Origin of the sequence: Pseudomonas sp. WS 5078 (assembly GCF_012985745.1) — a bacterium.
Taxonomy (GTDB): Bacteria; Pseudomonadota; Gammaproteobacteria; order Pseudomonadales; family Pseudomonadaceae; genus Aquipseudomonas; species Aquipseudomonas lundensis_A.
On record NZ_JAAQWX010000015.1, the window covers coordinates 35,135 to 59,132 of the forward strand.

The window sequence follows — 23,998 nt, forward strand, 5'->3', positions numbered from 1 at the left end:
CGGGGTGCGCCTGGGCAGTGACTACAAATGCACATCGACGGCTAAGGGCAAATGGTCCGAGAGGTGGGTCCAGGGCTTGCCGTCGAGGATTTTCGGGTTGCGACTGCTCGCATTGCGCAAATAGATCCGGTCCAGCCTCAGCAATGGCCAGCGCGCCGGGTAGGTTTTCGCCAGCTTGCCGTGATGGCGCTCGAAGGCCTCATGCAGGTCATCGCGCTGCCTGAGGGCAGCGTTGCCTTGCAGTTTCCAGTCGTTGAAGTCCCCGGCGATGATCACCGGGTCTTGTGGCGGCAAGGATTTGAGCAATTGGTTGAGCAACACGATCTGTAGCTGGCGATGACTTTCCAGCAGGCTCAAATGCACGCAGATCGCATGCACCTGTTCATGACCGGGTACGTCCAGCACACAATGCAGCAGCCCGCGCCGCTCGGGGCCGGTGATGGAAACGTCGAGGTTGCGCCACGATTTGATCGGGTATTTGGACAACACGGCATTGCCGTGGTGGCCGTCCGGGTAGACCGCATTACGGCCGTAGGCAAAATCATTCCACATGCTGTCGGCCAAAAACTCGTACTGCGACATGGCCGGCCACTTGTCGTAGCGCGAAGCGTGTTTTTCATGCTCACCGAGCACTTCCTGCAAAAACACCAGATCGGCCCCGGTGCTGCGCACCGCTTCGCGCAGTTCCGGCAGAATGAAACGTCGATTGAAGGCGGTGAACCCCTTGTGCGTGTTGACAGTCAGCACCTTCATCCGGTGCACGGCGGGCGCGGCGACCGGGGCAGGGGGCTCAAGGTTGTTACCGGCTATATCGAGGCTCATGGTCTCTCCTGTGCGTGGGGTCACGTGGGTTCGACGCATGCCGAGACAGCGCGTTCAGTATCGGCACTGCCTTTTTTATAGCGCGTCGGGGCGTGATCCCCCTTGATGTTGGTCATGTTCGGCCACGCTAAGCAGTGACCTTAAGTAATCACCAAAGCCACCAGAGGCGCGGCAGTCGAGCCGGGCGCTGGTGATGACCTGTGGGCGGTGGCTCCAGGCGATAGACGCGCCGCAGGCCTCCAGTTGCTTCACCAAGTGCACGTCTTCGTGGCAAGCCAGCGGCTGAAAGCCCCCGGCACGGCGGTAGGCTTTGGCGCTGAAGCCAAGGTTGGCACCGTGGATATGCCGGTGGCCGTCCCGTGCTTCGTAGGCCGCCTGGTAACGGGAGCGGGCGGCTTCATCAATGCCGTTGCCCCAGTCATCGACGGTCACCGTGCCGCACACGGCGTCTTTGCCCAACGCCAATTGCGCCACCAGCCAATCTTCGGCCACGCGGCTGTCGGCATCGGTGCACGAGATCCAGCGCGCCCCGCGTTCCAGCAACCATTGCGCCCCGGCGCCACGGGCAGCGCCCACGTTGCGGGCATTGATCGCCAGCACGTCGACGTCGTATTGCGCAGCAATGTCGGCTGACAGGTCGTCGCAACTGTCGAGCACCACCAGCACGCGCACCGGCTCTGCCTTAAGCTGCGGATGACGGCTGGCGCTGAGCACGGCATGCAGGCAGTGGGCAATCAGCGCCTCTTCGTTATGTGCGGGAATCAGCACGCCGATCATCGCAATCCCTCCAGGCTGGCTACAGAAATAGGGTCGCGGCCCCACACTTCAAGGATGAAATCGTCTTCCAGGTGCTGTACCAGGCGCGGCCAGCCCAAGGTGTCGTGCACCCGCGCGTGCACCTCGTCGCCGGTCAGGGCACAGCCTTCGATAGCCGGTCGCCAGTGGCACGCGAGCAACTGGCCATCAGGGGCTAGGCTAAGCAGCGCCAGTTCGAGCATTTCTTCCAGTGCTTTGGGGTCCAGGTAATAAGCCACCTCGCTGATGACAATCAGGTCGAAGCTACGCTCGGGCCATTGTTCCGGCACGCGGTTTTGCCGCACCTCCACGTTGGCGCAGTCGCTCAGCCGCTGGCGTGCCAGTTGCACGGCCTTGGCTGAGGTGTCACAGGCCAGTAGCCAATCGGTTCGCTGGGCGAGCCCGGCGCTTAATTCGCCATTGGCGCAGCCCACTTCAAAAATCGCCGGGTAATGCTGGCGCGGCAGGCTGGCCAGGGTGATGGCCCGTTTGCGCTGTTCGTACCAGCGTTCGCGAAAGGCCCACGGATCGTTGTTGTGGGCGTAGAGCTGATCAAAAAAAGCAGTCGAGACACTCATGATTCATCCCTGTACAAAAACAACTTCATAGGGTTGTAGCAACCGTTCCAGTGCGTGTTCGCTGAGCACCGGTTCGGCACCCGTGCTTGGGTCGTTGTGGATCTGGCTGGTGAAGGCCTTGGCTGCATAGCGTTTGCGTGCCACCGCCTGGGCGCTGAGGTCGATGCGCCGGGCGCGCGCCCACGGCACGCGCGGGTCGTCATCGTGGGCCCAGTGCCACGTCCAGATCGGCAGTTCGTGCACGCGGGCGCCCACGTTCGCAGCCGCCTTGACGCTGGCGCGGCCGACGGCGTCGTGATCGCAGTGACCATCCCGGCACCAAGTACTGAACACCACGTCGCCGGGCTTGAGGTGCTGTTCGATGAAGGCCGTGAGTAGCGCTTCATCGGCAGCCACCTGGCTGTCGAGGAAACCGCCCCTGACCCAGTGCAGCTCAGGCACCGGCAGGCCGAGTCGGCTCAGGGCCTCTTCAGATTCGAGGGCGCGTTGATACGCCAAATCGCACGCTGGCCATAAGCTGGAGCCGGGGTGGCTGGCGGTGCCGTCAGTGACAGAGATCAACAACAGCGGGCGGTTAAGGGTATTGATCAGTTGCAGCAAGCCGCCGGTACCCAGGACTTCGTCGTCCGGATGGGGGGCGACGATGACTGCACGTGAGCCTTCTGGCAGCAGCTCAGTGACGTCCACGGCCGGCAAGTTTGCCAGCCGTTGAGAGTCGCGCCAGTGTTGCAGCGGGGTGCCGCTGCCCACAATCAGGTTTTCTTTCATAGGGGCCAGTGCCTCCCGGGTGTTTGCGCGGCCCATTCGCCCAAGGCTTCGAGGTCGCGTTCAGCATGACTTTGGCGCAAATAAACCGGCAGGTCGGCGCTCAGGCGGGCAAAGTGCGGGTCTTTGCAAAAAGGCCCGGCGCCCAGTGCGCGGCCTACGTGGCGAAGCACCTGTTCGGCGCACTCTTCGATCTGGGCCCGGGTTTGTCGGGCCAGTGCCTGGCGGTCGGCAGTGGGCGCTTCATCCAGCAGCCCTGCGCAGACGATCAGGGTATTGCGGGCCCCGAACAGCGCAGCCTGCGCCGCCCCCAAATGCGCCAGTGCATGGGGTTCGGCGCGCTTTGCGCATTGCTGTCGCAGGAACTCGGCCAGCCGGTACGCAGCGCCATACCAGCACGCGGCAATGCCAATCGCGCCTTGCCAAAAACCGGGGCGACGCAAATAGTCGCCGGGTTGGCCCACGCGGGTGCATGGTACGTGCTCAAACAGAATGTCGACGCTGGCCGTTGCGGCCATGCCCACCGCTTCCCAGCCTTCACGGGATATGCTGACCCCTGGCTGCTGCATGTCGACCGCCACCAGTTGCTGGCCGCCTTGTTCATCCCAAGCCGTGAGCAACCCGTGGCTGACCACGCCCGCACCCGAACACCAGGCTTTGCGCCCGCTAATGAGCGAGCGGCCGTCAACAACGCGCAGGAGAACCCGGGCGTTGGGCGGCTCGGCGGCCCACAGGCCCCAAGTACTGCCCGGCGGGACCGGTTTGGCGCCCAGCTCGCGCATCGTGGCCAGCGCATCGGTGTGGCCTTCGTACACCTTGCACAGCCCCAAGTCATGCCCGGCCACCAGTGCCAATTGTTGCCAGCGTTGCAGGGTCATCCCGCTGCCGGGCAACGGCAATTGATCCAGCCCGGCTTCGACCATGCGCTGCAAGCACTGGCCCAGCGCCTGCGGCGTGTTCACCGGCGATGCGCAGTCTTCAAGAAAATCATGCAGAGTCATGGTTAGCCCGCGTCCTTGTGATGCTCCAGTTCGAACAGCGCCACCGAGCGGCCATTCACCCCGTAGGTGCTGCCAAACGCCAAGGTGTGCGGGCTTTTGAAGTCCGGATCGAAGGTGTCGAACTTGCAGATCCAGCCAGTGCCTTCGGGCACTTGCGGCAGGATGAAGTCCACACCGTCATGCTGCGCGTTGAAGGCAATCAGCAAGGTGGCATCGGCGCCCGAACGCTGCACGCCGGAGACCTGCGCCCGGCCGTCAAGCAGCATGCCGAAACTGCGGCTTTGCGGGTCTTCCCACTGTTCGATGGACATTTCGCTGCCATCAGGCGCCAGCCAGGTCACGTCCTTGACCCCCAGCTCCTCGTTGTAATGCCCCACCAGGAAGCGCCCGCGCCGAAGGATCGGGTAGTTGTTGCGCAGTTTGATCAGGCGCTTGACGAACTTGAGCAGCGATTTGCCATCCTCGTCCAGGTCCCAGTTGATCCAGCCGATTTCGCTGTCCTGGCAGTAGGCGTTGTTATTGCCGTGCTGGGTGCGGGCGAATTCATCCCCGGCGACGATCATCGGCGTGCCTTGAGCCAGCAGCAGGGTGGCAAAGAAGTTGCGCATCTGGCGCAAGCGCAGGGCATTGATTTGAGGGTCGTCGGTCGGGCCTTCGACGCCGTGGTTCCACGACAGGTTGTTGTTGCTGCCGTCCTGATTGTTCTCGTCGTTGGCTTCATTGTGCTTGTCGTTGTAGGACACCAGGTCGTGCAACGTGAAACCATCGTGGGCGGTAATGAAATTGACTGAGGAATAAGGCCGCCGCCCGCGCTGGTTGTACAGCTCGCCCGAGCCGGTCATGCGCGCCGCAAAGTCGGCCAGTTGCCCGTCATCGCCTTTCCAGAAAGCGCGTACGGTGTCGCGAAACCGGTCGTTCCACTCGGCCCAGCCCGGCGGGAAGCCCCCCACCTGATAGCCGCCGGGGCCGCAGTCCCAGGGTTCGGCAATCATTTTCACTTGGCGCAGCAGAGGGTCCTGACGGCAGGCCACGAGGAAGCTGTGGCGCTCGTTAAACCCTTCGTGGTAACGGCCCAGAATGGTGGCCAAGTCGAAACGGAAGCCGTCGACATGCATCTCGTGGGCCCAATAGCGTAGCGAGTCGGTGACCATTTGCAGCACGCAGGGGTGGCTCAGGTCCAGCGTGTTGCCGGTGCCTGAATCGTTGATGTAGTAGCGCTTGTCGTCAGGCATCAGGCGGTAGTAGGAGGCGTTGTCGATGCCACGCATGGACAGCGTCGGGCCTTGCTCATTGCCTTCGGCGGTGTGGTTGTAGACCACGTCCAGAATCACTTCCAGCCCGGCTTCGTGCAGGTGGGCGACCATTTCCTTGAACTCCGCGATCTTGCCGCTGGCCAGGTAGCGCGGGTCCGGGGCGAAGAACGCAATGCTGTTGTAGCCCCAGTAGTTGGTCATGCCTTTTTGCAGCAGGTGCTGGTCGTTGACGAACGCATGCACCGGCAGCAGCTCGACACTGGTCACCCCGAGTTTGCGAATGTGCTCGATGACCTCGTCCACCATCAGCCCGGCAAACGTGCCGCGCACGGCCTCCGGCACGTCGGGGTGGCGCATGCTGATGCCGCGTACGTGGGTTTCATAAAAGATGGTTTTGTCCCACGGCACGATCAGGCGGTGATCGTGGCCCCACGTATGGGCAGGGTCGATGACCTTGCATTTGGGCACGAACGGGGCGCTGTCGCGTTCATCGAAGCTCAAATCGCCGTCCGGGTGGCCGATGGTGTAACCGAACAGGGCTTCGGACCACTTCAGTTCACCGACCAATTGTTTGGCGTACGGGTCGATGAGCAATTTGTTGTGGTTAAAACGGTGGCCGTTTTGCGGGTCATACGGGCCGTAAACCCGATAGCCATAAATCTGCCCCGGGTGCGCGTCGGGCAAATAGCCGTGGTACGTCTCGTCGGTGTACTCGGGCAATTCGATGCGTTCGAGCTCCACGTCGCCTGTTTCATCAAACAGGCACAGCTCAACTTTGGTGGCGTTGGCCGAAAAAATCGCGAAGTTAACACCTAGCCCGTCCCAAGTGGCGCCGAGCGGGAAGGGCAGGCCCTCCCTCAGGCGCGAGGGTTCAACGTCCGGTGTAACGGGTGGGGCTGACTTGCGCTTGGTCATGGTGACTCCTGGCTGTATCGAAGGCCTTCACAAACGGCAGGCAAAGCGCGGCCGTCAGGCATTACTGTCCTGTTAAAAACGGTTTACGGTGCGGTGCGTCAGGGCGTGACGCACCCGGGTGTCAAGAAGCGAGTTTGCGGGGTGCCCGGGGTTTTTTCGCCGCGGGCTCTTTGCTAGCCGGTTTACCGCTTGCAGCTGCGGCTGCCTTGGGTTTGGCTTTACTCGCGTCGGCTTTTTGGGGCGCCAGTGCTTCGGCCTGGGCCAGCTTGTGGGCCATTTCCCAGTGCCGGGCATCCTGGCCATCAGGTTTGCCTTCGGATTCCCAGATCTGGTAGGCAAATTCACGAATGCGTTTGTCGTCGTTATTCATCGCAAAGCTCCTGGAATCAAGTGGTGATCATGAGGTTGACGGGGAAGGAACCGAGAGCGTCGCTGACCCTTATCGTCTTATTGGTAATGACTACGGGCTGCGCAAAAAATCCATTTAATTTGCGCTGAGTTCCGTCGAACGGTAATTCGATGCGGGTATCTGCCCATATGAGTGGATCTATAAATGGCTGCCCATTTTTTTGAGTGATTTTTGCGCTTAAGCGGGGCACCACCACCACGGCCCATTGGTCTTGCCAACGGCGTGCGAAGGCCAGCACGTGACCGGCAAGCTCGCCCGTCACGTTCAACGGCTCATAGCTGCCGCGTGCAAACAGCAGGGGATGCTCGGCACGCCGGGCCAGGGCTTTGGCGATGAGGGCCTGTTTGATCGAGCCGCTGCGCCAGTCGTTGAGCAGGGCAGGTGCCTGTGCGTTGACGTCCAGGCATTGCTGACGCAGGGCGAAGTCCACGGCGCGTCGGTTATCCGGGTCCACCAGGCTGAAGTCCCAGAACTCGGTGCCCTGGTAGATGTCCGGCACTCCCGGTGTGGTGAGCTTGAGCAGGCATTGCGCCAGGCTGTTCAACGCGCCCGCCGGGGCCAGACGTTCACTGGCTGCATGAATGTCGGCCCGCAGGGCAGCACCGGCGGGGTCTAACAGCAGTTGCTCAATAAAATGCTGCACTGCGTGCTCGTATGCTTCATTGGGTGCGGCCCACTGGCTGTCGAGTTTGGCCTCACGCAGGGCCTTGAGCTGCCATTGCCACAGGCGTTCGTTGTAACGCGCCAACCCGGGTTGATCGTCGAGCGTGAGCGCCAGCGGCCAGGTGGAGAGCACAATCTGATACAGCAGCAGCTCATCGCCCGCTGAAGGCCCTTCGCGTTGGCCGCGCAGTTGACGGGCCAGCGGGCGCCAGCGGGCAATGCACTGCGCGTAGTCGTCGCTGCGCTCGCTGAGGACGGCCAATCGTGCGCGGCAGTCTTCGCCGCGCTTATGGTCGTGGGTCGCCGTGGCCAGCAGATTGTCCGGGAAATGCTGCAAGCGATCTGCGCAGGCTTGATGAAAAACCTGCGGCGGGGCGCTGAAGCGTTCGGCGTGGAAACCCACATCATTACGCGACAGCAGGGCCCCGTAGCGGTAGAAGGCTGTGTCTTCCACCGCCTTGGCAGCCGTAGGCGAGGTGAGCTGTTGAAACCGTATGCAGGCGCGCTTGAGTAATTTGCGCGAGCGACCGTAGGGCCGGGTGCGCCAGTTATCGCCACCCAACCAGCGTTGCAGGGAGTCGAGCACCGGCCAGTCGGCTTCGCTCAGGTCATTGCGTGCGCCCTCCATGGCGCGGCGAAACACCTCGTCATCTGCGGCACTGCGCCCGGCGGCGTTGATGTAGGTGCGGTACACACTGAAATGCACCACCAGCGCGTGCAACGCTCGGGTAATGGCACCCAGCGTCAGGTCGCGGGTCATCAGGTCATCACGGGCCACGTCACGCAGGGCCAGGGCGACGCGGTCGCAATCGCCCGCCAGCGAACCCTTGAGAATTTGTTGCCGGGCCAGCAGCGCTTGCTCGCGGAAGTCACCGGGCCGTTCGCTGTGCTCGGCCCAAAGGCTGGCCAGCGGCACGGCGCCAGCGGGGTCGTGTTGCAACAGCGACACCTGATCCATGAACTCGTAGCCGGTGGTGCCGTCTACGCGCCAGTCATCGGGCAGGGATTCGTGCGGGCCAAGGATTTTTTCGACATAAATCGGCAGGTGGCGATCCGGTGAGAGCGCGTCCACGCGGCGTCTTAACTTGCGGCAATAGCCCCTGGGATCGGCCAGACCGTCTACGTGGTCGATGCGCAGCCCGTCCACCAGCCCGTCGCGGATCAGCGCGAAGATTTTTTCATGGGTGGCTTCAAAAACGGTGGCCCGCTCGACACGCAGCCCGGCCAATTCGTTGACATCGAAAAACCGCCGCCAGTTGATGTCGTCGGCTGCCGTGCGCCAACTGGCCAGTCGATAGGACTGACGTTCGAGCAGCGCATGCAGGCGTTCCAGGCCGCTGGATTGGCGGGCGTCGAAACACGCCAGCTGCTGCTCGATGGCGGCCCGCACTTCAGGTTGGGCACTGAGCACGGCCAGCTCGGCATGCAGCGGCGCCGCCCGCTCCCGGGGGTTGGCCAAGGGTTGCAGCGCTGTGAACCGTTCACCGAGGAACTGCAGGTCGGGCTGGCCGCTGATCTGCAACAAAAAGCCGTAATCCAGCGGGCAAATCGGGAAGTGGTGATGGCCGTGCTCGGCGTAGAAGCGACCCTGTTGCGCGTCGAAGCGCAGGGGCAGCTCGCCGGCTTTTAACGTGGCGCCGTAGTCGTTACCTAAAAAGGGCAGCAGCAATTGCCCTTCGAGCAGCGGGTCGGGCGAGTGCCACTGGATGTCGAAAAACTCGGCATACGGGCTGGCGCGGCCCCAGGCCAGCAGGTCGAGCCACCACGGGTTATCAGCGCCGCCCACGGCCATGTGATTGGACACCACATCCAGAATCAGGCCCATGCCATGGGTGCGCAAGTCGGCCACCAGACGCCGCAAGGCCGCCTCGCCGCCAAGCGCCGGGCTGACTTGCGTGGGGTCCACCACATCATAGCCGTGCATCGAACCTTCGCGGGCCGTGAGCAGCGGCGACGCGTACAGGTGGCTGATGCCCATTCGGGCAAAGTAAGGTACTTGCGCGCGCGCATCGTCCAGGGTGAAGCCCGCATGAAATTGCAGGCGCTGAGTGGCGCGCAAAACCGGGGAACTCAACGTCTGCATTCATCACGCTCCTGCGCTTGCAGGCGCGCACAGGCCAGCAGCTCAAGGCGGCGGGCAACTTCAGGACGGTCGAGCAGGGTCGAGCAGGGTATGTGCAAACGTCGTCGCCAGTTGGGGTGGGTGCTCACGGTGCCCGGCAGATTGGCCTGCTCGACCACCCCCAGCGCATCTTCCACGGGCAGCAACACCAAGGGCGAACGGGTATGGCCGAGGAAGCGCGCACTGGCGTTGAGCACTTGATCGGCGCCGGTGGCTTCCTCCTGAAAATTTTGCGGATCCAGGCTCAGCGCCTGGTGCAGGCCGTTGCGCTCGTGGGCGCGGTTATCCCGCCAATGGTCTTCGGTTTCGGCGTCCACCAGCCCCAGCTGTGCATTCCAGTCGATATCGCGTTCCTGCCACCAGCCATTGAGGGTGGGCAGGTCGTGGGTACTGGTGGTGGCCAGCGCCGTGTCGGGCCACTCCAGCACCGGCCTGAAGCGGGCGCCATAATCTTGTTCGAACAACAGAATGCGCATACCGAGGATGGCGCGTTCGCTGAGTTTGTCGCGCAGCCCGTCAGGCACTGTGCCCAAGTCCTCACCCAGGACGATGGCGCGATGGCGCAGGGATTCGAGCGCCATCAAGCGCAGCAGGTCATCGACCGGGTAATACAAATAGGCGCCTTCGCTGGGTGACGCACCCCGCGGAATCACCCACAGCCGTTGCAGGCCCATCACGTGGTCGATGCGCAGGCCGCCCGCATGGGCAAAGTTGGCGCGTAGCATTTCGATGAATGCGCGAAAGCCATTGCGCTTGAGGCCATCCGGTGAAAATGCCGAAATGCCCCAACCTTGACCTTTGCGGTTGAGCAGGTCGGGCGGCGCGCCGACGGTAAGCTGCGACAGCAACTCATCCTGTCGGCACCAGGCCTGGCTCCCCGCGCCGTCGGCACCGACTGCCAGGTCCGCGATCAGGCCAATGGCCATGCCTGCATCCCGTGCAGCTTTTTGGGCCTTGGCCAGGCAGCGGGCGATCAACCATTGGCAAAATGCGTAAAAGCCGATGTCGTGGCGGTGTTCTTCAGCAAACAGCAGCAGTGCTGGACTGTTGGGGTCACGCCACTGCTCAGGCCAGTCACGCCAGTCCTGGCTTAAGTGCTCGGTGCGGCGTTGAACCTGCAAGGCTTCAAACCGGCAATGGTTTTCCAGCGATTCGCCGCCGTTGTCGCAAAATTCGTTGAAATCCTCTCGCAACGGCTGTTCGCCGACCACGAAATCTTCGTAGAGGTTGCGCAGCAAGGTGTGCCGCACGCGGGTGGCAGCGGGCCAGTCGATCAGGGGCAACTGTTCCAGACGCTGCCATTCCTCGCGCAGGCCGCTGTCATCAATGGCCTGCTGCACCACGCTGTCGCCCAGCACGCTGGCCGGGGCGGCATATAAATAGTTGAGGAACAAACGGCTGGAGGGTGAATACGGGCTGTAGCGGTCTGGGTCGCAACTGAACATGGCGTGCATCGGGCTGATGGCCAGAGCGTCAGCCCCGCGTTCCCCGGCGGCCTTGGCGAAAGTTTCCAGCGCTTGCGTGTCTCCCAGCCCGCCGTCGCCCGGGCGGAACAGGCTGTACAGCTGCGCGCTTAAGCCCCAGGTGCGCGGCGTGTCGTTGTCCAGCGCATCGGCCATGCTGAAGCAACGTGCAGGCGCGACCGCCAGTGTGAAATGCTGTTCGCCGACGTGGGCGCGGTGATAGCCCACCGGGATCATGCCGGGCAGGTAAGCATCGGCATCCAGTTCAATCTCCAGTGAACCCCCGGTTTCGAGGTGAACCATGCATTGACTGTGGGGGGAGAAATAGCGAGTCAGGTCCAGGCTTCTGCCCACGTCGGCGGTCAGCAGGGGCGGCAGGCGTTTGTTTTGTTGCTCCAGTTGCAGGTTCAGCAGGCTGGTCTCGATGGCCTCGTCGCTGTCGGCGGGCAAGCCCAACCCGGCGAGCACGGCTTGTAACACGTGGGGTGACACGCGCTGCGGGTTGCCGTTGGCATCCACCCAGTCCACGGCCAGTCCGGCACGGCTCGCCAGTATTTCCAGTTGCGCGTCACTCATAAGCGCTCTCCATCAAGGGCGAAAGGGTCGGTGGCGGCACCAGACTGACCAGCGCGCTGTAAGGCGCCAGCCGCTGATGCTGCTGCACGTCGAGGGTCATATCGGGTGGGGTCTGGAACAGGACAGGTTGGTCAGGGGCTGGCGCGAAGGGCACGTACTGCCCGCTCAGGTTCAGGGTGATGTGCAGGACACTGGCATCGCCCAGCCGCCAGCTGGCGGTGAAGGCGCCGTCGGCCAGCACTTTGCAGCCCAACGCCTGGGAACCTTCCAGGCGCGCAATGATCTGTTGGCGACGCACCGCGAGCAGGTGTTGGTACAGCGTGAGCATCTCGCGGCGCGGGCCACGTTCGGGCACACGCAAGTCCGGGCGCGAGCGGGCAAAGGTCTCGGGGTCATTTGGGTCGGCAATCAGCGAGTCCGCGTCTTGCGCGTTGAAGGTGCTGAATTCGGCAAATTCCTTGCGCCTGCCTTCACGCACGGCATCGGCCAATTCGCCGCGGTAATCGGTGAAAAACAGAAACGGCTCGGGCGCGGCACTTTCATCCCCCATGAACAACAAGGGGATCATCGGCGACAAGAGCAGCAAAACGGTGGCGGCCCGCAGGGCTTGCGGTGCACATAAATGGTGCAAGCGTTCGCCGTGTGCACGGTTACCGATCTGATCGTGGTTTTGCAGGAACAGCACAAAGGCGCTGGGCGGCAGATGTGCGCTGGGTTCGCCCCGCGCCGCGCCATGGCGATTGGCCTCGCCCTGAAACGCAAAACCCTCACTCAGGCAGCGCGCCAGCTTGTGCGTCGGGTTGTCAGCGAATTCGGCGTAATACGCGTCGGTTTCGCCAGTCAACAATACGTGCAAGGCGTTATGGGCATCATCATTCCACTGCGCGTCAAAGGATTTTTCCAGCAGGCTGGCCTGGTTGAATTCGTTCTCAAGGGTCAGCCATACATGGCGATCGGGGGCTGTGTGGCGCCGCACCTGATACGCGAGTTCATGCAGAAAGTCCGGGTCGCCAATGGCGTGTACGGCATCCAGACGCAAGCCATCAACGCGGTATTCGAGCAGCCACATCAACGCATTGTCGATAAAGAACTCGCGCACGGCCGGGCGCTCATAGTCAATGCTGGCGCCCCACGGGGTGTGGCTGTCCTTGCGAAAAAAAGAGCTGGCATAGTGCGACAGGAAATTGCCTTCAGGGCCGAAGTGGTTGTAGACCACGTCCAGAATCACCATCAACCCCAAGCCATGTGCCTCGTCAATTAGCTGCTTGAGCGCCTGCGGCGAGCCATAGGTGTCGTGCGGCGCATACAGCAGCGCGCCGTCATACCCCCAATTGCGTTCGCCCTGGCATTGCGCGAGCGGCATTAACTCAATGGCGGTAATTCCCATTTCAGCCAGTCGCGGCAGTTGCCGGGCGACGTGGGCATAACCGCCCAGGGCGCCGACATGCAGCTCGTAGATGACGGCTTCCTGCCATGGGCGTCCTTTCCAGTGTGGGTGGCGCCAGTGATAGGCCTGCGGATCGACCACCACGCTCCAGCCCGTCAAACCGCCGTCCTGGGCGCGTGAGGCCGGGTCGGGGACCTCAATATCACCATCTATGTTGAAGCGGTAACGGGTGCCAGCCGGGCACGCAACCTCCAGCGCGAACCAACCATCGGCCTGAGGAATCAACGGCAAAGAGCGTCCGTCGCGCAGCTCCAGGCTGACGTAAAAAGCATCGGGCGCCCACAGGGTGAAGCGCGTGTGGTGCGCGTCCAGTCGCTGAGCACCATGGGAGCCGTGTTCCACGGTTTTTAAAGGCATCGGTACAAGCCTCGGTTCAGGGTCTGCCGGCTCTGTTCAGGGATTTCACCACCAGTTGTTCATAAAGATGGGCATAGGGTTCCACGGCCTGGCACCAGTTGAAAGGCGCTGACATGGCGCGGCAGCGCATGGCGTTGAGCAGATCGGGGAAGGCGAACACTTTGAACGCGCGGCTCAATGCCTGCTCGTAGCTGTGCACAGTGGATTCGTTGAACAGAAAGCCGGTGATGCCATCTTCAATGGTGTCGGCCAACCCGCCGGTGTTGCGTGCCACGGGCAAGGAGCCATAGCGTTGTGCATACATTTGGCTCAGGCCGCAGGGTTCGTAGCGCGAAGGCATCAGCAGGAAGTCACTGCCGGCAAACATGCGCCGCGCATCGGTTTCATTGAAACCGATGCGCACGCCGATCTGGCCGGGGAAGCGCAGGGCCAGATCACGCATGGCTTGCTCTTCTTCGGGTTCGCCACGGCCAATGATTGCGATTTGCCCACCGTTGGCCACGATGTAGGCCGCCACGCCTTCGGTGAGGTCCAGGCCTTTTTGGTACACCAGTCGCGAGACCACGGCAAATAAAGGGCCTTTGGAAGGGTTCAGGCCGAAGAGTGTGCGCACGTGATCGGCGTTGGTCGCTTTGCCTTGCCATTCGCCAATGGCGAAAGGCGCCATCAGGTGCGGGTCGGTCGACGACTCCCAGCTTTCATCAATGCCATTGGGAATGCCGCTGAGCAGGCCTTGCTGGGTTTTGCTGTCCAGAAAGCCATCCAGCCCGCAGCCAAAGGCCGGGGTGGTGATTTCCTGGGCGTAGGTGGCGCTGACCGTGGTGATGTGGCTTGCATAGGCCATCCCGGCCTTGAGAAACGACAACTTACCATAGAACTCCATGCCTTCCTGTTGCAAGGCGTGGGACGGGATGCCCAGTTCCGGGCAGCAAGCGAGGCTGACCACGCCCTGATAGGCGAGGTTGTGAATGGTGAACAGCGTCGGGGTACGCTGGCCGCGCCAGTGCATGTACGCCGGGGCCAGACCGGCGGGCCAGTCGTGGGCATGCACCAGGTCGGGTTGCCAGTGGATCTGCGCCAGGTTGGCAGCGATGTCGGCAGCGGCCAGTCCCAGGCGCGCGAATCGGATGTGATTGTCCGGCCAGTCACGGCCATTGTTTGCGCCGTACGGGGTGCCTTCGCGCTCATAGAGTTCGGGGCAGATCAGGACATAAATCACCAGCCCGTCCTTGAGGTCCATGCGCCCGATCTTGCAGGGCGGTAAGGCTGCATGGCCGCCCAGCTCGCCAATCACGTGGATCGGGTTGTCACTGTTCATCACCTGTGGGTAGCCCGGAATCAACACCCGTACATCGTGCAGGTGGCGCATGGCGCGGGGGAGCGCCGCTGAAACATCGCCCAGACCTCCAGTCTTGACCAAGTCGGCCAGCTCGGAGGTCACAAACAAGACTTTCTTTTTGTTCGGATTACTCGGGAGCGCTTGTGCGATCGGTACTGCTAGATTGCCAGCCGGTGTCCGGCCAGCACCGGTTATGACCTCATTGACCAGCGTATTCAGGCAATTCTGTGGGTTTGTCGCAGCAGCACTGATCATGGTGTTCTCCCGTTGTATTTATTGATCTGCCCGACCCATGGTCGGGCTCTTACTCACGTCCTGTGGGCAGGCACAACACTGCTTTGTTGATCGCGGGTTAATGCGCAAAGGGTGAGGAGGGCGTTGCAAGGAATGATCCAGAAATCAACGACCCTACTTTTAAGCTGACCCAGCGGCATCGCAGAAGGTTCGTTTTTTTTAAAAGCGACACTCCTGTACGGATTACCGACCTCAGAGTGTAGGAGAAAAGCTGAAAATAGGGCGGATGACTGCCTCATGCAGCGGGCGAAACTTCTCTCAAAAATCGGGCTCGCGACTATTGGCGCACAGGGCGAGCGCTAATCCTCAGGCAAGCAGGTGCAGGCCAACGGACATTCAAGGGGTGTTTAAGCGTGTATATGCCGGTCGATGGCGGCTGATCGCTGCCGATGCATGCAGCGTGTAACAGCCATGCGCCTATCGACTGTCGATAGATGCCGTTCCAGCAAGGATCGTCGGTCGACGCCAAGCGCGGGTTAGAACGATTGGGTATTGCTCATAACCAGACGGTTTAAGCCGGTGCGCTAACCGCTCCGCCGGGTTCAGATGCCCGGGCAGGAGCGGGTTAGCGTGAGGAAGGTCAGTTGGCCGGGTAATCGGCCACGATCACATCCTGGCCTTGATGGTTCACGCCGATCACCTGATACGCGTCTTTGCGATCACCCATTTCCATACCGGGAGAGCCTATGGGCATGCCCGGGACGGCAATGCCTTTGAGATCGTCGCGTTTGGTCAGTGCAATCACTTGGTCTGCGGGCACATGGCCTTCCACGAATTTTCCATCAATCACGCCGGTGTGGCAGGAAGCCAGGCGGGGCTGAACGCCGAGGCGCTGCTTGACGCTGCTCATGTCTGCTTCGACATGGTCATTGACCTTGAACCCGTGTTCTTGCAAATGAGAAATCCAGGTTTTGCAGCAGCCGCAATTGGCATCGCGGTGAACGTCAATGGTCAAAGGGTCGGCGGCGTGGGCCATGCCGCTCAGTAACAGGGCCGAGAGTGCGGCAACGCGCAGTGGGGTTTTCATTGGGGTCCTCTTCGCTTATTAAGGCGCACATGCAACCTTGAAAAAATGTCAGCCTGACCGACACCTGCTGTCAGTCAACTGATGGCTGGATGACAGTTTTGTCAGGTTGGGGAGGGTTGCCAAGGATTCAAGGTGCAGTGGGGCGTTCATTGAGTGAAACGCAAGCTGCCGCGAATCCCCCGCACTTCTGGCTCGGTGGCTTTATAGCCCTCGGCGGGCCCAGCGTAAGACAGCGCGTAGGCGTGCGCCTCCCGGGTAGCGGCCACCAGGGTTTGGGTGATGACATGGTTGCCGTTCTGGGTGATTTTGCAGGTGGTTTCGAGCGCGTTCAGGCCCCCCAGCGTGCTGGGGTGGATCTTGTTGCAAGCGCTTTGATAGCCGCCCTTGGCGAAATTTTGCTGCAAGGTTTTGCGCATTTGCAGCAGAACGGCCTCCATATTGACCTGATGCTCGGGCGCCAATGTGGTCTGGGTCAGCTCCATCACCATCAACGGGTCGCCGTTGGCGTCGTTCTTCACGGCGCGCTGGCGCTGGCCGTTGTCGTCCGGGGCAGGCGGCACGTCTTGAATCTCCCAGCCGGCGGGCCAGGTGATAAGCGTTGCGTCGGCCAGGGCTACGGGCAGGGCGAGGGCGCAGAAGAGTCCGAGCAGTGCTGTGCAGCGGTGCGAGACAGTCATGATGGACACACCTTATGGGCGTATGTTGGGTCGTCAGAGTGTATCAACAGGTGTCTGGACAGTGCGTTGGCATAGCAAATGTTTTTTACCTTTGCTCAGCTAAACCTTTGCTTCTTATGTCTAATCCCGGACAATCGCGCCCTTCTTATGGCTGGGGCGTTGTCTGTAAGGTGTGTTTTGTCCGCCCCGGCCGCGTGGTAACGACCGGCTAGCGGAGATTCGACCGGATGAATGACCAGGCTAATAGCGTCGACGTACGTTTCGACGAGACACCCGCGACGCTCACTCGCTGGAACCGCCAAGACACCACCTGGATGCTGGGCCTGTTCGGCACAGCGATTGGCGCAGGAACACTGTTTTTACCGATCAACGCCGGGCTGGGCGGTTTCTGGCCGTTGTTGATTCTGGCGTTGCTGGCATTCCCGATGACCTTTTACGCCCACCGGGGCTTGACCCGCTTCGTCCTCTCCGGGCGCGAAGGTTCTGACATCACTGACGTGGTCGAGGAACATTTCGGTCTCAAGGCCGGTGCAGTGATTACGCTGCTGTACTTTCTGGCCATCTTCCCCATTTTGCTCATCTACAGCGTGGCGCTGACCAACACGGTCGGCAGTTTCATGCTCAATCAACTGTCTATCACGCCGCCTCCACGGGCGATTCTGTCGCTGGTGCTGATCCTCGGGCTGCTGGTAGTGGTCCGTTGCGGCGAGCAAGTGATCGTCAAGGCCATGAGCATGATGGTCTACCCCTTCATCGTGGCGCTGCTGTTTTTGGCGGTGTTCCTGATCCCGCACTGGAACGGAGGCATTCTCGCCACGGCGAGCACTGTGCCGCAGCCTTCGGCGTTCCTGCACACGCTGTGGCTGGCGATTCCGGTGATGGTGTTTTCGTTTAACCATTCACCGATCATCTCGGCGTTTGCCGTCGACCAGAAGCGCCGCTACGGCGACAACGCCGATGCGCGCAGCTCGCAGATTCTGTCCCGTGCGCACCTGCTGATGGTGGTCATGGTGCTGTTCTTTGTCTTTAGTTGCGTGCTGACCCTGTCCCCGGCGCAACTGGCCGAAGCCAAGGCGCAAAACCTGTCGATCCTGTCGTACCTGGCCAATCACTTCAGCAACCCGACCATTGCGTTCGCTGCGCCGTTGATTGCGTTTGTGGCCATTGCCAAGTCGTTCCTCGGGCACTACATCGGTGCCAGTGAAGGCTTGAAAGGCCTGGTGCTGAAAACCGGCAAGCGTCCCGCGGCCAAAACCCTGGACCGCATGACCGCAGCGTTCATGCTGATCGTGTGCTGGGCGGTGGCGACCCTTAACCCGAGCATCCTGGGCATGATCGAAACCATGGGCGGTCCGGTGATCGCGGCCATCCTGTTCCTGATGCCGATGTATGCCATCCGCCGCGTGCCAGCCATGCGTCAGTACTCGGGCAAGATCTCCAACGTATTTGTGACCGTTATCGGTCTGGTGGCCATCTCCTCGCTGGTCTATTCCCTGGCGCAAACCTTCCTCGCCTGACGGGCGCTGTTGTCACTGCGCCGGTGTGCAGTGACACCCCCTCGTGCACCGCGACGGCGCCTTCAGTGCGCCGTCGATCCCCTCGGGGTCTCAATGCTTGAAAGAGCCTTGACCCGCATCAATATCTGACCTGCAAACACGCCTAGGCTGAAACCTTTCATGCATCGGCAGGAGGTCCTGGATGAGCATTATCGTGACCGGGGCTGCGGGTTTTATCGGCAGCAACCTGGTAAAGGCACTCAATGATCGCGGCGAGCGCGACATTATTGCGGTAGACGACCTGACTGACGGCGACAAGTGCCGCAATCTGGCCGACTGTGATATTGCGGACTACTTCGACAAACGTGATTTCGTGCAACGATTTGCGGACCGCCGGTTGGGCGAGATCCGTGCCGTTTTGCATCAGGGCGCGTGCTCCAGCACCGTGGAAAATGACGGTCGTTTCATGATGGAGAACAACTACCGCTACAGCTGCGCGTTATTGCAGGCCTGTCAGGACCAGTCGATCCCGTTGATCTACGCGTCATCGGCGGCAGTCTATGGCGCCCATCGGGATTTTCGCGAAGTGCGCGACTGCGAGCGGCCACTGAATGTCTATGGGTGGTCCAAAAGCCTGTTTGACCAGAACGTGCGGCAGTTACTGCCCAAAGTCCGCAGTCAGGTGGTGGGGTTGCGGTACTTCAATGTCTACGGCCCCCGCGAGCAGCATAAAGGCCGCATGGCGTCGATGGTCTGGCATTGCTTCAATCAGTACCGCGAGCGGGGCTACGTCGAGTTGTTCGGCGAGTATGGTGACTACCCGGCAGGCGGCCATTTGCGTGACTTTGTGTCTGTGGACGATGTGGTCAAGGTCAATCTTCACTGGCTGGATAACCCGCATGTCAGCGGTATTTTCAATGTGGGCACAGGGCAGGCCAGGGCATTTAATGCGTTGGCGCTAGCAACCATTAATGGCGTACGGGCGGCACAAGACCGTCCACCGCTGACGTTGGAGACGGCGTTACTGGAAGGGGTGATTCATTACTGTGAATTCCCGGACAGCTTGAAGGGCAAATACCAGGTGTACACCTGCGCCGACCTGACTCAACTGCGTGAGGCGGGATACCGCGAGCCAATGCTGGGACTGGAGGAGGGCGTGGGCCGCTATGTTCAGGCATTGCTGACACCCTAGCGTCCGGTTGCCCCGGGCTGCGGAACAGCGACTGCATGCGCGTGCACCTAAGGTGCAGGGTCAGTCGTCGCTGCCGCACGCCGGGAGCGGGAGCAGCCGCGGGTTATTTACCCGACAACAGGGCTTCCAGTTTTTCCTGATCACGGGCGAACTGACGGATGCCCTCGGCCAGTTTCTCGGTGGCCATGGCGTCTTCGTTGGATGCCCAGCGGAATTGCGCTTCGTTGAGGATCTGGCGCGGCTCGCCGGGGTTACCAGGGCTCAGTTTGCGCTCCAGCGTGCCGTGTTCCTGGGCAAGCTTTTCAATCAGCTCAGGGCTGATGGTCAAACGGTCGCAACCGGCCAATTGTTCGATCTGGTTCAGGTTGCGGAAGCTGGCACCCATGACCACGGTGTCGTAATCATTGGCTTTGTAGTAGTTGTAGATGCGGGTCACGGACTGAACGCCCGGATCTTCGGCGCCGGTGTAGTCGATGCCGGTGGATTTTTTGTACCAGTCATAGATCCGGCCCACGAATGGTGAGATCAGAAACACCCCCGCGTCGGCACACGCTGCCGCCTGGGCGAACGAGAACAGCAGGGTCAGGTTGGTTTGGATCCCGGCTTTCTCCAGTTTTTCAGCGGCGCGGATGCCTTCCCATGTCGATGCCAGCTTGATCAGTACGCGGTCGCGGCTCACACCGGCCTTGTCATACAGCTCGATCAACTGGTTGGCTTTTTGCAGCAGTGCAGGTTCATCGAATGACAGGCGGGCATCGACTTCAGTCGAAATACGGCCCGGAATCACTTTCAAGATACCGCTACCCACAGACACCGAAAACTGGTCGCAGGCCAGGCCGACATCACCCTTGGCGTAGCTGACGGCGTTTTGCAAGAGTTCGGCATAGCCCGGCATCGCGGCTGCTTTGAGCAGCAGGGACGGGTTGGTGGTGGCGTCTACGGGTTTAAGGCGGGTAATCGCGTCGAGGTCGCCGGTGTCTGCGACCACGGTGGTGAACTGCTTGAGTTGTTCCAGCTTGGAAGTCATGAGCGTGCTCTGTCCGAAAAAGTGTAATGGCTGTACAGATTGAGTGCGTCGTCGATCAAAAGTTCGCAAAACATCAGGTCTGGCAGAATGCCGCCGATGACCCGGGTTATGCAACCAATGTCTGCGCTCAAGCGCCTTTACAGGTGTTCGCAACCCCCGTTTTAGAGCTTCATTGTGCCCCAGCCTGGTGGGCGTGCTGATTCGTCGCTGACCTGTACCGTCTGAATGGTTTTGCCTGTGGCCTGTTCGACCCGGCGCGCGACCTCCGGGTCGTCGGCGAACGGGATCAAGCTGGCGTCGTCGATATCACGCTCAGTCTGATGCTTCAGGCATCCGCTGATGGCGAAGTAAAGGCCGGTTACCGCCAGCATGTTCAGGGCTATTTCTATCATCGTCACCGCTCCGTGCTTGGTGCAGCGCACACCCGCAGGTGTGCGCTGCGTAGGTCAGGCGATTTGTGCCGAGAGCTCGGCTTTTTTGAAGTCAGGGACACGAACGGTGCGCCACACGTTGTAAGCCATCAGCAACATCCCCGTAAGGAAGAATATTCCGCCCACCAGCCGCACCACGAAGCCCGGGTGGCTGGCTTGCAGCGACTCCACAAACGAGTAGGTCAAGGTGCCGTCATCGTTGATTGCCCGCCACATCAGCCCCTGGGTAATGCCGTTGACCCACATCGAGGCGATGTACAGCACGGTGCCGATGGTGGCCAGCCAGAAGTGCAGGTTGATCAGCGCCACGCTGTGCATCTGCTCGCGGCCGTAGAGTTTGGGGATCATGTGGTAGACCGCGCCAAAGGTGATCATTGCCACCCAGCCCAAGGCCCCGGCGTGCACGTGGCCGATGGTCCAGTCAGTGTAGTGAGAGAGGGCGTTGACGGTCTTGATCGCCATCATCGGCCCCTCAAATGTCGACATGCCGTAGAACGCCAGTGACAGCACCAGAAAACGCAGGATCGGGTCGGTGCGCAATTTATGCCAGGCACCCGACAAGGTCATCATGCCGTTGATCATGCCGCCCCAGCTCGGAGCCAGCAGAATAATCGACATCGCCATGCCCAGCGATTGAGCCCAGTCCGGCAGGGCGGTGTAGTGCAAGTGGTGTGGGCCCGCCCAGATATAAAGCGTAATCAGTGCCCAGAAATGCACGATAGACAGGCGATAAGAGTAGATAGGGCGCCCGACCTGTTTCGGAACGAAGTAGTACATCATCCCGAGGAACCCGGTTGTCAGGAAGAAGCCTACGGCGTTATGTCCATACCACCACTGCACCATGGCGTCTGTGGCACCGGCATACACGGGGTAAGACTTGAACCAGTCCACGGGGATGGCCAGGTGGTTGACCACGTGCAGCATGGCGATCACCAGGATGAAGGCGCCAAAGAACCAGTTGCCGACATAAATATGTTTGGTTTTGCGCTGCACTACCGTGGTGAAAAACACGATGGCGTAAGCCACCCACACCACCGTCATCCACACCGCGCCGGTGAACTCGATCTCGGCATACTCCTTGGTCGTGGTGTAACCCAGCGGCAGGGTGACCAGCATGATCACGATCACCGACTGCCAGCCCCAAAACGTGAAGGCCGCGAGTTTGTCGGAGAACAGCCGTACCTGACAGGTGCGCTGCACGGCGTAGTAGCTGGCGGCAAACTGCGCGCTGCCGGCAAAGCCGAAAATCACCAGGCTGGTGTGCAGCGGTCGCAAGCGGCCGAAAGTGGTCCAGGGCAGGTCGAGGTTCATGGCGGGCCAGGCCAGTTGCGACGCGATCCACACGCCCATGGCCATGCCGATGACGCCCCACACCACGGTCATGATGGTGAACTGGCGCACGACCTTATAGTTATAGGCCTGCCCGTTTAGTGCTGTGCTCATGCTCAAGTCTTCCACGGTTCAAAGTCCTGCCAGACCCCGTGGTCTGGCGCAGGGTGAACTGTAGGAACCCGACGCAGAACAAAACAGATCCAGAAAAAGTTAAATATTACGGATCAGATTAAAAGGCGTTTTATTGGGCTTGAGTGCGCATCTGATCTGTTTTTTTGCACTTGGCGGTTTTTATCCTGCGTCTGCGCTGTATTGACGCAGGCAAGGCCGTGGTCAGGTTTTTGGAGGCCTGATGACCGCTGTCATGCAAATACGTACGAATGAATGACGGTTTTGCGCGGGTTGGCTATACCTAAAACACCGTGCGCATGCGGTGGCGATTTCTACAGGAGTTTCACCATGAAGTTCGGCTTAATGATCGGTACGTTGTGCCTTGCCTCAATCGGGCTGCTCGGTTGTTCAAGCAATGTGACCCAACCGGATGAGTACTCCGGTTTTTTGAAGGACTACAGTCGCCTCAAGCAAGCCAAATCGCCGTCGGGTGCGGACGTGATGCGTTGGGTTGATCCTCATTTGAAGGCGGGTCAGTACCGCAGCGTGTATATCGAGCCAAGCCAGTTCTACCCGGCCCCCAAGCCCAGTGCGAAGATCCCTCAAAGCACCCTCACGGCCATTACCCAGTATTACGATCAGGCACTCAAGCGTGAGCTGGGCAAGTCGTTGCCGCTGGCCAGCGCCCCAGGCCCGGGTGTGATTGTGGTACGTCCGGCAATTACCGCGGTCAGCAGCCAGACCCAAAGCCTTAAGCCCTACGAGTACATCCCGGTCGCGTTAGTCGCGGCAGCGGTGAGCACGGCCTCGGGTATTCGCGATCAAGAAACGGATCTGGCCACCGAGGCGGTCTTTATCGACGGCGGATCGCAAGCTGTGGTTGCACAGGTGGTGCGCAAAGGCACCGGCAAGCCGCTGGAAAACGACAGCCAGGTGATGAAGGCCGACGACGTGAAAAACGTCATTGATGGTTGGGCAGACGACCTGCACCAATCGTATTTGAAGCTTAAAAAGTAACGTACCTTGTCCAGAACGTGCGGCCAGGCCGGTGCTGAACGATGCACCTGAACCTGGCCGGGCTGTTTTGTAGGCAATTATGCGCAGACTATTAAGATTCGTCTTTTTGTGAAGTGCTGCATGACAATTTGCATGCAGGGCATAGGTCGAGGGTAGGTTTCGTGTTTAACTTCGGCCTCTCCAAAAACCGTCAAGAAGGACATCGTTCATGGCTCAAGTGACGCTTAAAGGCAATCCTGTTCAGGTTAACGGCGAGCTGCCAGCAGTAGGCTCCAAGGCACCGGCGTTTTCGCTGGTAGCGGGTAATTTGTCCGATGTAACGCTAGCAAGCTTTGCCGGCAAGCGCAAAGTGCTGAACATCTTCCCAAGCGTTGATACCCCGACCTGCGCGACCTCGGTGCGCACGTTCAACGCCAAGGCCAATGACATCGCTAACACGGTCGTGCTGTGCATCTCTGCCGACCTGCCCTTCGCGCAGGCGCGTTTCTGCGGCGCGGAAGGTCTGGAAAACGTTCAAAACCTGTCGACCCTGCGTGGCGCAGAGTTCATCCAGAACTACGGCGTGGCCATCGCTGACGGCCCGCTCAAAGGCCTGACGGCGCGTGCCGTTGTCGTGCTGGACGAAAACGACAACGTGCTGCACAGCGAGCTGGTTAAAGAAATCGCTGATGAGCCGAACTACGAAGCAGCCTTGGCTGTTCTGAAGTAAGTTCAAACCTGCACGGCAAAAAACGGCCTGGCACTCGCTGCCAGGCCGTTTTTTTTGCGTCCCGCCAGGTGCCGTCACTCCCTGCAAGCCGTTCAATACGCAGCAGTTAACCCGTCCAGACGTCCCGCTTACGTAAATACCCGGTAAAGAACCTTTTCTTAACGGTCCACACTGCTTATC

General features: G+C 60.7%; 20 protein-coding genes. 4 read left to right on the forward strand and 16 right to left on the reverse strand.

The window, feature by feature from the left end; all coding sequences use genetic code 11:
- Nucleotides 1-21: 21 nt before the first annotated feature.
- The 13 genes from HBN68_RS18240 to HBN68_RS18300 all read right to left on the reverse strand — a co-directional run bounded on the left by HBN68_RS18240 (nucleotide 22) and on the right by HBN68_RS18300 (nucleotide 16,503).
- Entirely contained in the window at nucleotides 22-822 is an 801-nt protein-coding gene (locus HBN68_RS18240; RefSeq protein ID WP_169965678.1) for an endonuclease/exonuclease/phosphatase family protein, read from the reverse strand.
- 75 nt (nucleotides 823-897) lie between these two features.
- On the reverse strand, nucleotides 898-1,599 hold the full coding sequence (locus tag HBN68_RS18245) for a glycosyltransferase (protein WP_094993333.1): 702 nt from the start codon (nucleotides 1,597-1,599) through the stop codon (nucleotides 898-900).
- A complete protein-coding gene (locus HBN68_RS18250) occupies nucleotides 1,596-2,195 on the reverse strand; it encodes a class I SAM-dependent methyltransferase (RefSeq protein WP_169965676.1) in 600 nt (199 codons plus the stop codon). Before HBN68_RS18250 ends, HBN68_RS18245 begins: the two co-directional genes overlap by 4 nt.
- A gap of 3 nt (nucleotides 2,196-2,198) precedes the next feature.
- Entirely contained in the window at nucleotides 2,199-2,963 is a 765-nt protein-coding gene (locus tag HBN68_RS18255; RefSeq protein WP_169965674.1) for a PIG-L family deacetylase, read from the reverse strand.
- Complete coding sequence (locus HBN68_RS18260) at nucleotides 2,960-3,961, reverse strand: acyl-CoA dehydrogenase family protein (protein ID WP_169965672.1); 1,002 nt, start codon at nucleotides 3,959-3,961, stop codon at nucleotides 2,960-2,962. Before HBN68_RS18260 ends, HBN68_RS18255 begins: the two co-directional genes overlap by 4 nt.
- Nucleotides 3,962-3,963: 2 nt before the next feature.
- Nucleotides 3,964-6,129 carry a glycogen debranching protein GlgX gene (gene glgX, locus HBN68_RS18265; RefSeq protein ID WP_094993337.1) on the reverse strand — a complete coding sequence of 722 codons (2,166 nt, stop codon included), beginning with the start codon at nucleotides 6,127-6,129 and terminating at the stop codon, nucleotides 3,964-3,966.
- A gap of 121 nt (nucleotides 6,130-6,250) precedes the next feature.
- A complete protein-coding gene (locus HBN68_RS18270) occupies nucleotides 6,251-6,499 on the reverse strand; it encodes a DUF2934 domain-containing protein (protein ID WP_169965670.1) in 249 nt (82 codons plus the stop codon).
- A 16-nt stretch (nucleotides 6,500-6,515) separates the two neighbouring features.
- Nucleotides 6,516-9,284 carry a malto-oligosyltrehalose synthase gene (locus HBN68_RS18275; RefSeq protein WP_169965668.1) on the reverse strand — a complete coding sequence of 923 codons (2,769 nt, stop codon included), beginning with the start codon at nucleotides 9,282-9,284 and terminating at the stop codon, nucleotides 6,516-6,518.
- Entirely contained in the window at nucleotides 9,272-11,362 is a 2,091-nt protein-coding gene (gene malQ / locus HBN68_RS18280) for a 4-alpha-glucanotransferase (protein ID WP_169965666.1), read from the reverse strand. The genes HBN68_RS18275 and malQ overlap by 13 nt, the downstream gene beginning before the upstream one ends.
- Nucleotides 11,355-13,166 (reverse strand): malto-oligosyltrehalose trehalohydrolase, encoded by a 1,812-nt coding sequence (treZ, locus tag HBN68_RS18285; protein WP_169965664.1) that lies wholly within the window; start codon nucleotides 13,164-13,166, stop codon nucleotides 11,355-11,357. Before treZ ends, malQ begins: the two co-directional genes overlap by 8 nt.
- A 16-nt stretch (nucleotides 13,167-13,182) precedes the next feature.
- On the reverse strand, nucleotides 13,183-14,760 hold the full coding sequence (gene glgA, locus HBN68_RS18290; RefSeq protein ID WP_169965662.1) for a glycogen synthase GlgA: 1,578 nt from the start codon (nucleotides 14,758-14,760) through the stop codon (nucleotides 13,183-13,185).
- 619 nt (nucleotides 14,761-15,379) lie between these two features.
- Nucleotides 15,380-15,826: a DUF411 domain-containing protein gene (locus HBN68_RS18295; RefSeq protein ID WP_094993343.1), complete on the reverse strand. Its 447-nt coding sequence runs from the start codon at nucleotides 15,824-15,826 to the stop codon at nucleotides 15,380-15,382.
- A gap of 146 nt (nucleotides 15,827-15,972) precedes the next feature.
- Nucleotides 15,973-16,503: a DUF4946 domain-containing protein gene (locus HBN68_RS18300; protein ID WP_094993344.1), complete on the reverse strand. Its 531-nt coding sequence runs from the start codon at nucleotides 16,501-16,503 to the stop codon at nucleotides 15,973-15,975.
- Nucleotides 16,504-16,730: 227 nt separating this feature from the next.
- Here HBN68_RS18300 and HBN68_RS18305 point away from each other — a divergent pair, with 227 nt between their 5' ends.
- Nucleotides 16,731-18,020 carry a serine/threonine transporter gene (locus HBN68_RS18305; RefSeq protein WP_094993345.1) on the forward strand — a complete coding sequence of 430 codons (1,290 nt, stop codon included), beginning with the start codon at nucleotides 16,731-16,733 and terminating at the stop codon, nucleotides 18,018-18,020.
- A gap of 181 nt (nucleotides 18,021-18,201) precedes the next feature.
- Complete coding sequence (rfaD, locus tag HBN68_RS18310; protein WP_169965660.1) at nucleotides 18,202-19,191, forward strand: ADP-glyceromanno-heptose 6-epimerase; 990 nt, start codon at nucleotides 18,202-18,204, stop codon at nucleotides 19,189-19,191.
- Between the two features lie 103 nt (nucleotides 19,192-19,294).
- Here the strand turns inward: rfaD and tal are convergent, their stop codons facing one another.
- From tal to ccoN, 3 genes are all read right to left on the reverse strand, one after another.
- Nucleotides 19,295-20,218, reverse strand: a complete 924-nt coding sequence (gene tal, locus HBN68_RS18315; RefSeq protein ID WP_094993347.1) for a transaldolase — start codon at nucleotides 20,216-20,218, stop codon at nucleotides 19,295-19,297.
- Nucleotides 20,219-20,379: 161 nt separating this feature from the next.
- The gene (locus HBN68_RS18320) at nucleotides 20,380-20,610 is read right to left on the reverse strand and encodes a hypothetical protein (protein WP_169965658.1); all 231 of its coding nucleotides are present in this window, start codon (nucleotides 20,608-20,610) and stop codon (nucleotides 20,380-20,382) included.
- Between the two features lie 54 nt (nucleotides 20,611-20,664).
- Entirely contained in the window at nucleotides 20,665-22,092 is a 1,428-nt protein-coding gene (ccoN, locus tag HBN68_RS18325) for a cytochrome-c oxidase, cbb3-type subunit I (RefSeq protein WP_048376191.1), read from the reverse strand.
- Between the two features lie 348 nt (nucleotides 22,093-22,440).
- On the opposite strand from ccoN, the gene HBN68_RS18330 reads away from it, so the two are divergent.
- Complete coding sequence (locus HBN68_RS18330) at nucleotides 22,441-23,109, forward strand: DUF3313 domain-containing protein (protein ID WP_169965656.1); 669 nt, start codon at nucleotides 22,441-22,443, stop codon at nucleotides 23,107-23,109.
- Between the two features lie 208 nt (nucleotides 23,110-23,317).
- The gene (gene tpx, locus HBN68_RS18335; protein ID WP_169965653.1) at nucleotides 23,318-23,818 is read left to right on the forward strand and encodes a thiol peroxidase; all 501 of its coding nucleotides are present in this window, start codon (nucleotides 23,318-23,320) and stop codon (nucleotides 23,816-23,818) included.
- Nucleotides 23,819-23,998: the final 180 nt, after the last annotated feature.

Bases quoted from the DNA above. Each gene is read 5' to 3' on its own strand.
- HBN68_RS18240 (WP_169965678.1), bottom strand. From the start codon at position 822: ATGAGCCTCGATATAGCCGGTAACAACCTTGAGCCCCCTGCCCCGGTC.
- HBN68_RS18245 (WP_094993333.1), bottom strand. From the start codon at position 1,599: ATGATCGGCGTGCTGATTCCCGCACATAACGAAGAGGCGCTGATTGCC.
- HBN68_RS18250 (WP_169965676.1), bottom strand. From the start codon at position 2,195: ATGAGTGTCTCGACTGCTTTTTTTGATCAGCTCTACGCCCACAACAAC.
- HBN68_RS18255 (WP_169965674.1), bottom strand. From the start codon at position 2,963: ATGAAAGAAAACCTGATTGTGGGCAGCGGCACCCCGCTGCAACACTGG.
- HBN68_RS18260 (WP_169965672.1), bottom strand. From the start codon at position 3,961: ATGACTCTGCATGATTTTCTTGAAGACTGCGCATCGCCGGTGAACACG.
- glgX (WP_094993337.1), bottom strand. From the start codon at position 6,129: ATGACCAAGCGCAAGTCAGCCCCACCCGTTACACCGGACGTTGAACCC.
- HBN68_RS18270 (WP_169965670.1), bottom strand. From the start codon at position 6,499: ATGAATAACGACGACAAACGCATTCGTGAATTTGCCTACCAGATCTGG.
- HBN68_RS18275 (WP_169965668.1), bottom strand. From the start codon at position 9,284: ATGCAGACGTTGAGTTCCCCGGTTTTGCGCGCCACTCAGCGCCTGCAA.
- malQ (WP_169965666.1), bottom strand. From the start codon at position 11,362: ATGAGTGACGCGCAACTGGAAATACTGGCGAGCCGTGCCGGACTGGCC.
- treZ (WP_169965664.1), bottom strand. From the start codon at position 13,166: ATGCCTTTAAAAACCGTGGAACACGGCTCCCATGGTGCTCAGCGACTG.
- glgA (WP_169965662.1), bottom strand. From the start codon at position 14,760: ATGATCAGTGCTGCTGCGACAAACCCACAGAATTGCCTGAATACGCTG.
- HBN68_RS18295 (WP_094993343.1), bottom strand. From the start codon at position 15,826: ATGAAAACCCCACTGCGCGTTGCCGCACTCTCGGCCCTGTTACTGAGC.
- HBN68_RS18300 (WP_094993344.1), bottom strand. From the start codon at position 16,503: ATGACTGTCTCGCACCGCTGCACAGCACTGCTCGGACTCTTCTGCGCC.
- HBN68_RS18305 (WP_094993345.1), top strand. From the start codon at position 16,731: ATGAATGACCAGGCTAATAGCGTCGACGTACGTTTCGACGAGACACCC.
- rfaD (WP_169965660.1), top strand. From the start codon at position 18,202: ATGAGCATTATCGTGACCGGGGCTGCGGGTTTTATCGGCAGCAACCTG.
- tal (WP_094993347.1), bottom strand. From the start codon at position 20,218: ATGACTTCCAAGCTGGAACAACTCAAGCAGTTCACCACCGTGGTCGCA.
- HBN68_RS18320 (WP_169965658.1), bottom strand. From the start codon at position 20,610: ATGATAGAAATAGCCCTGAACATGCTGGCGGTAACCGGCCTTTACTTC.
- ccoN (WP_048376191.1), bottom strand. From the start codon at position 22,092: ATGAGCACAGCACTAAACGGGCAGGCCTATAACTATAAGGTCGTGCGC.
- HBN68_RS18330 (WP_169965656.1), top strand. From the start codon at position 22,441: ATGAAGTTCGGCTTAATGATCGGTACGTTGTGCCTTGCCTCAATCGGG.
- tpx (WP_169965653.1), top strand. From the start codon at position 23,318: ATGGCTCAAGTGACGCTTAAAGGCAATCCTGTTCAGGTTAACGGCGAG.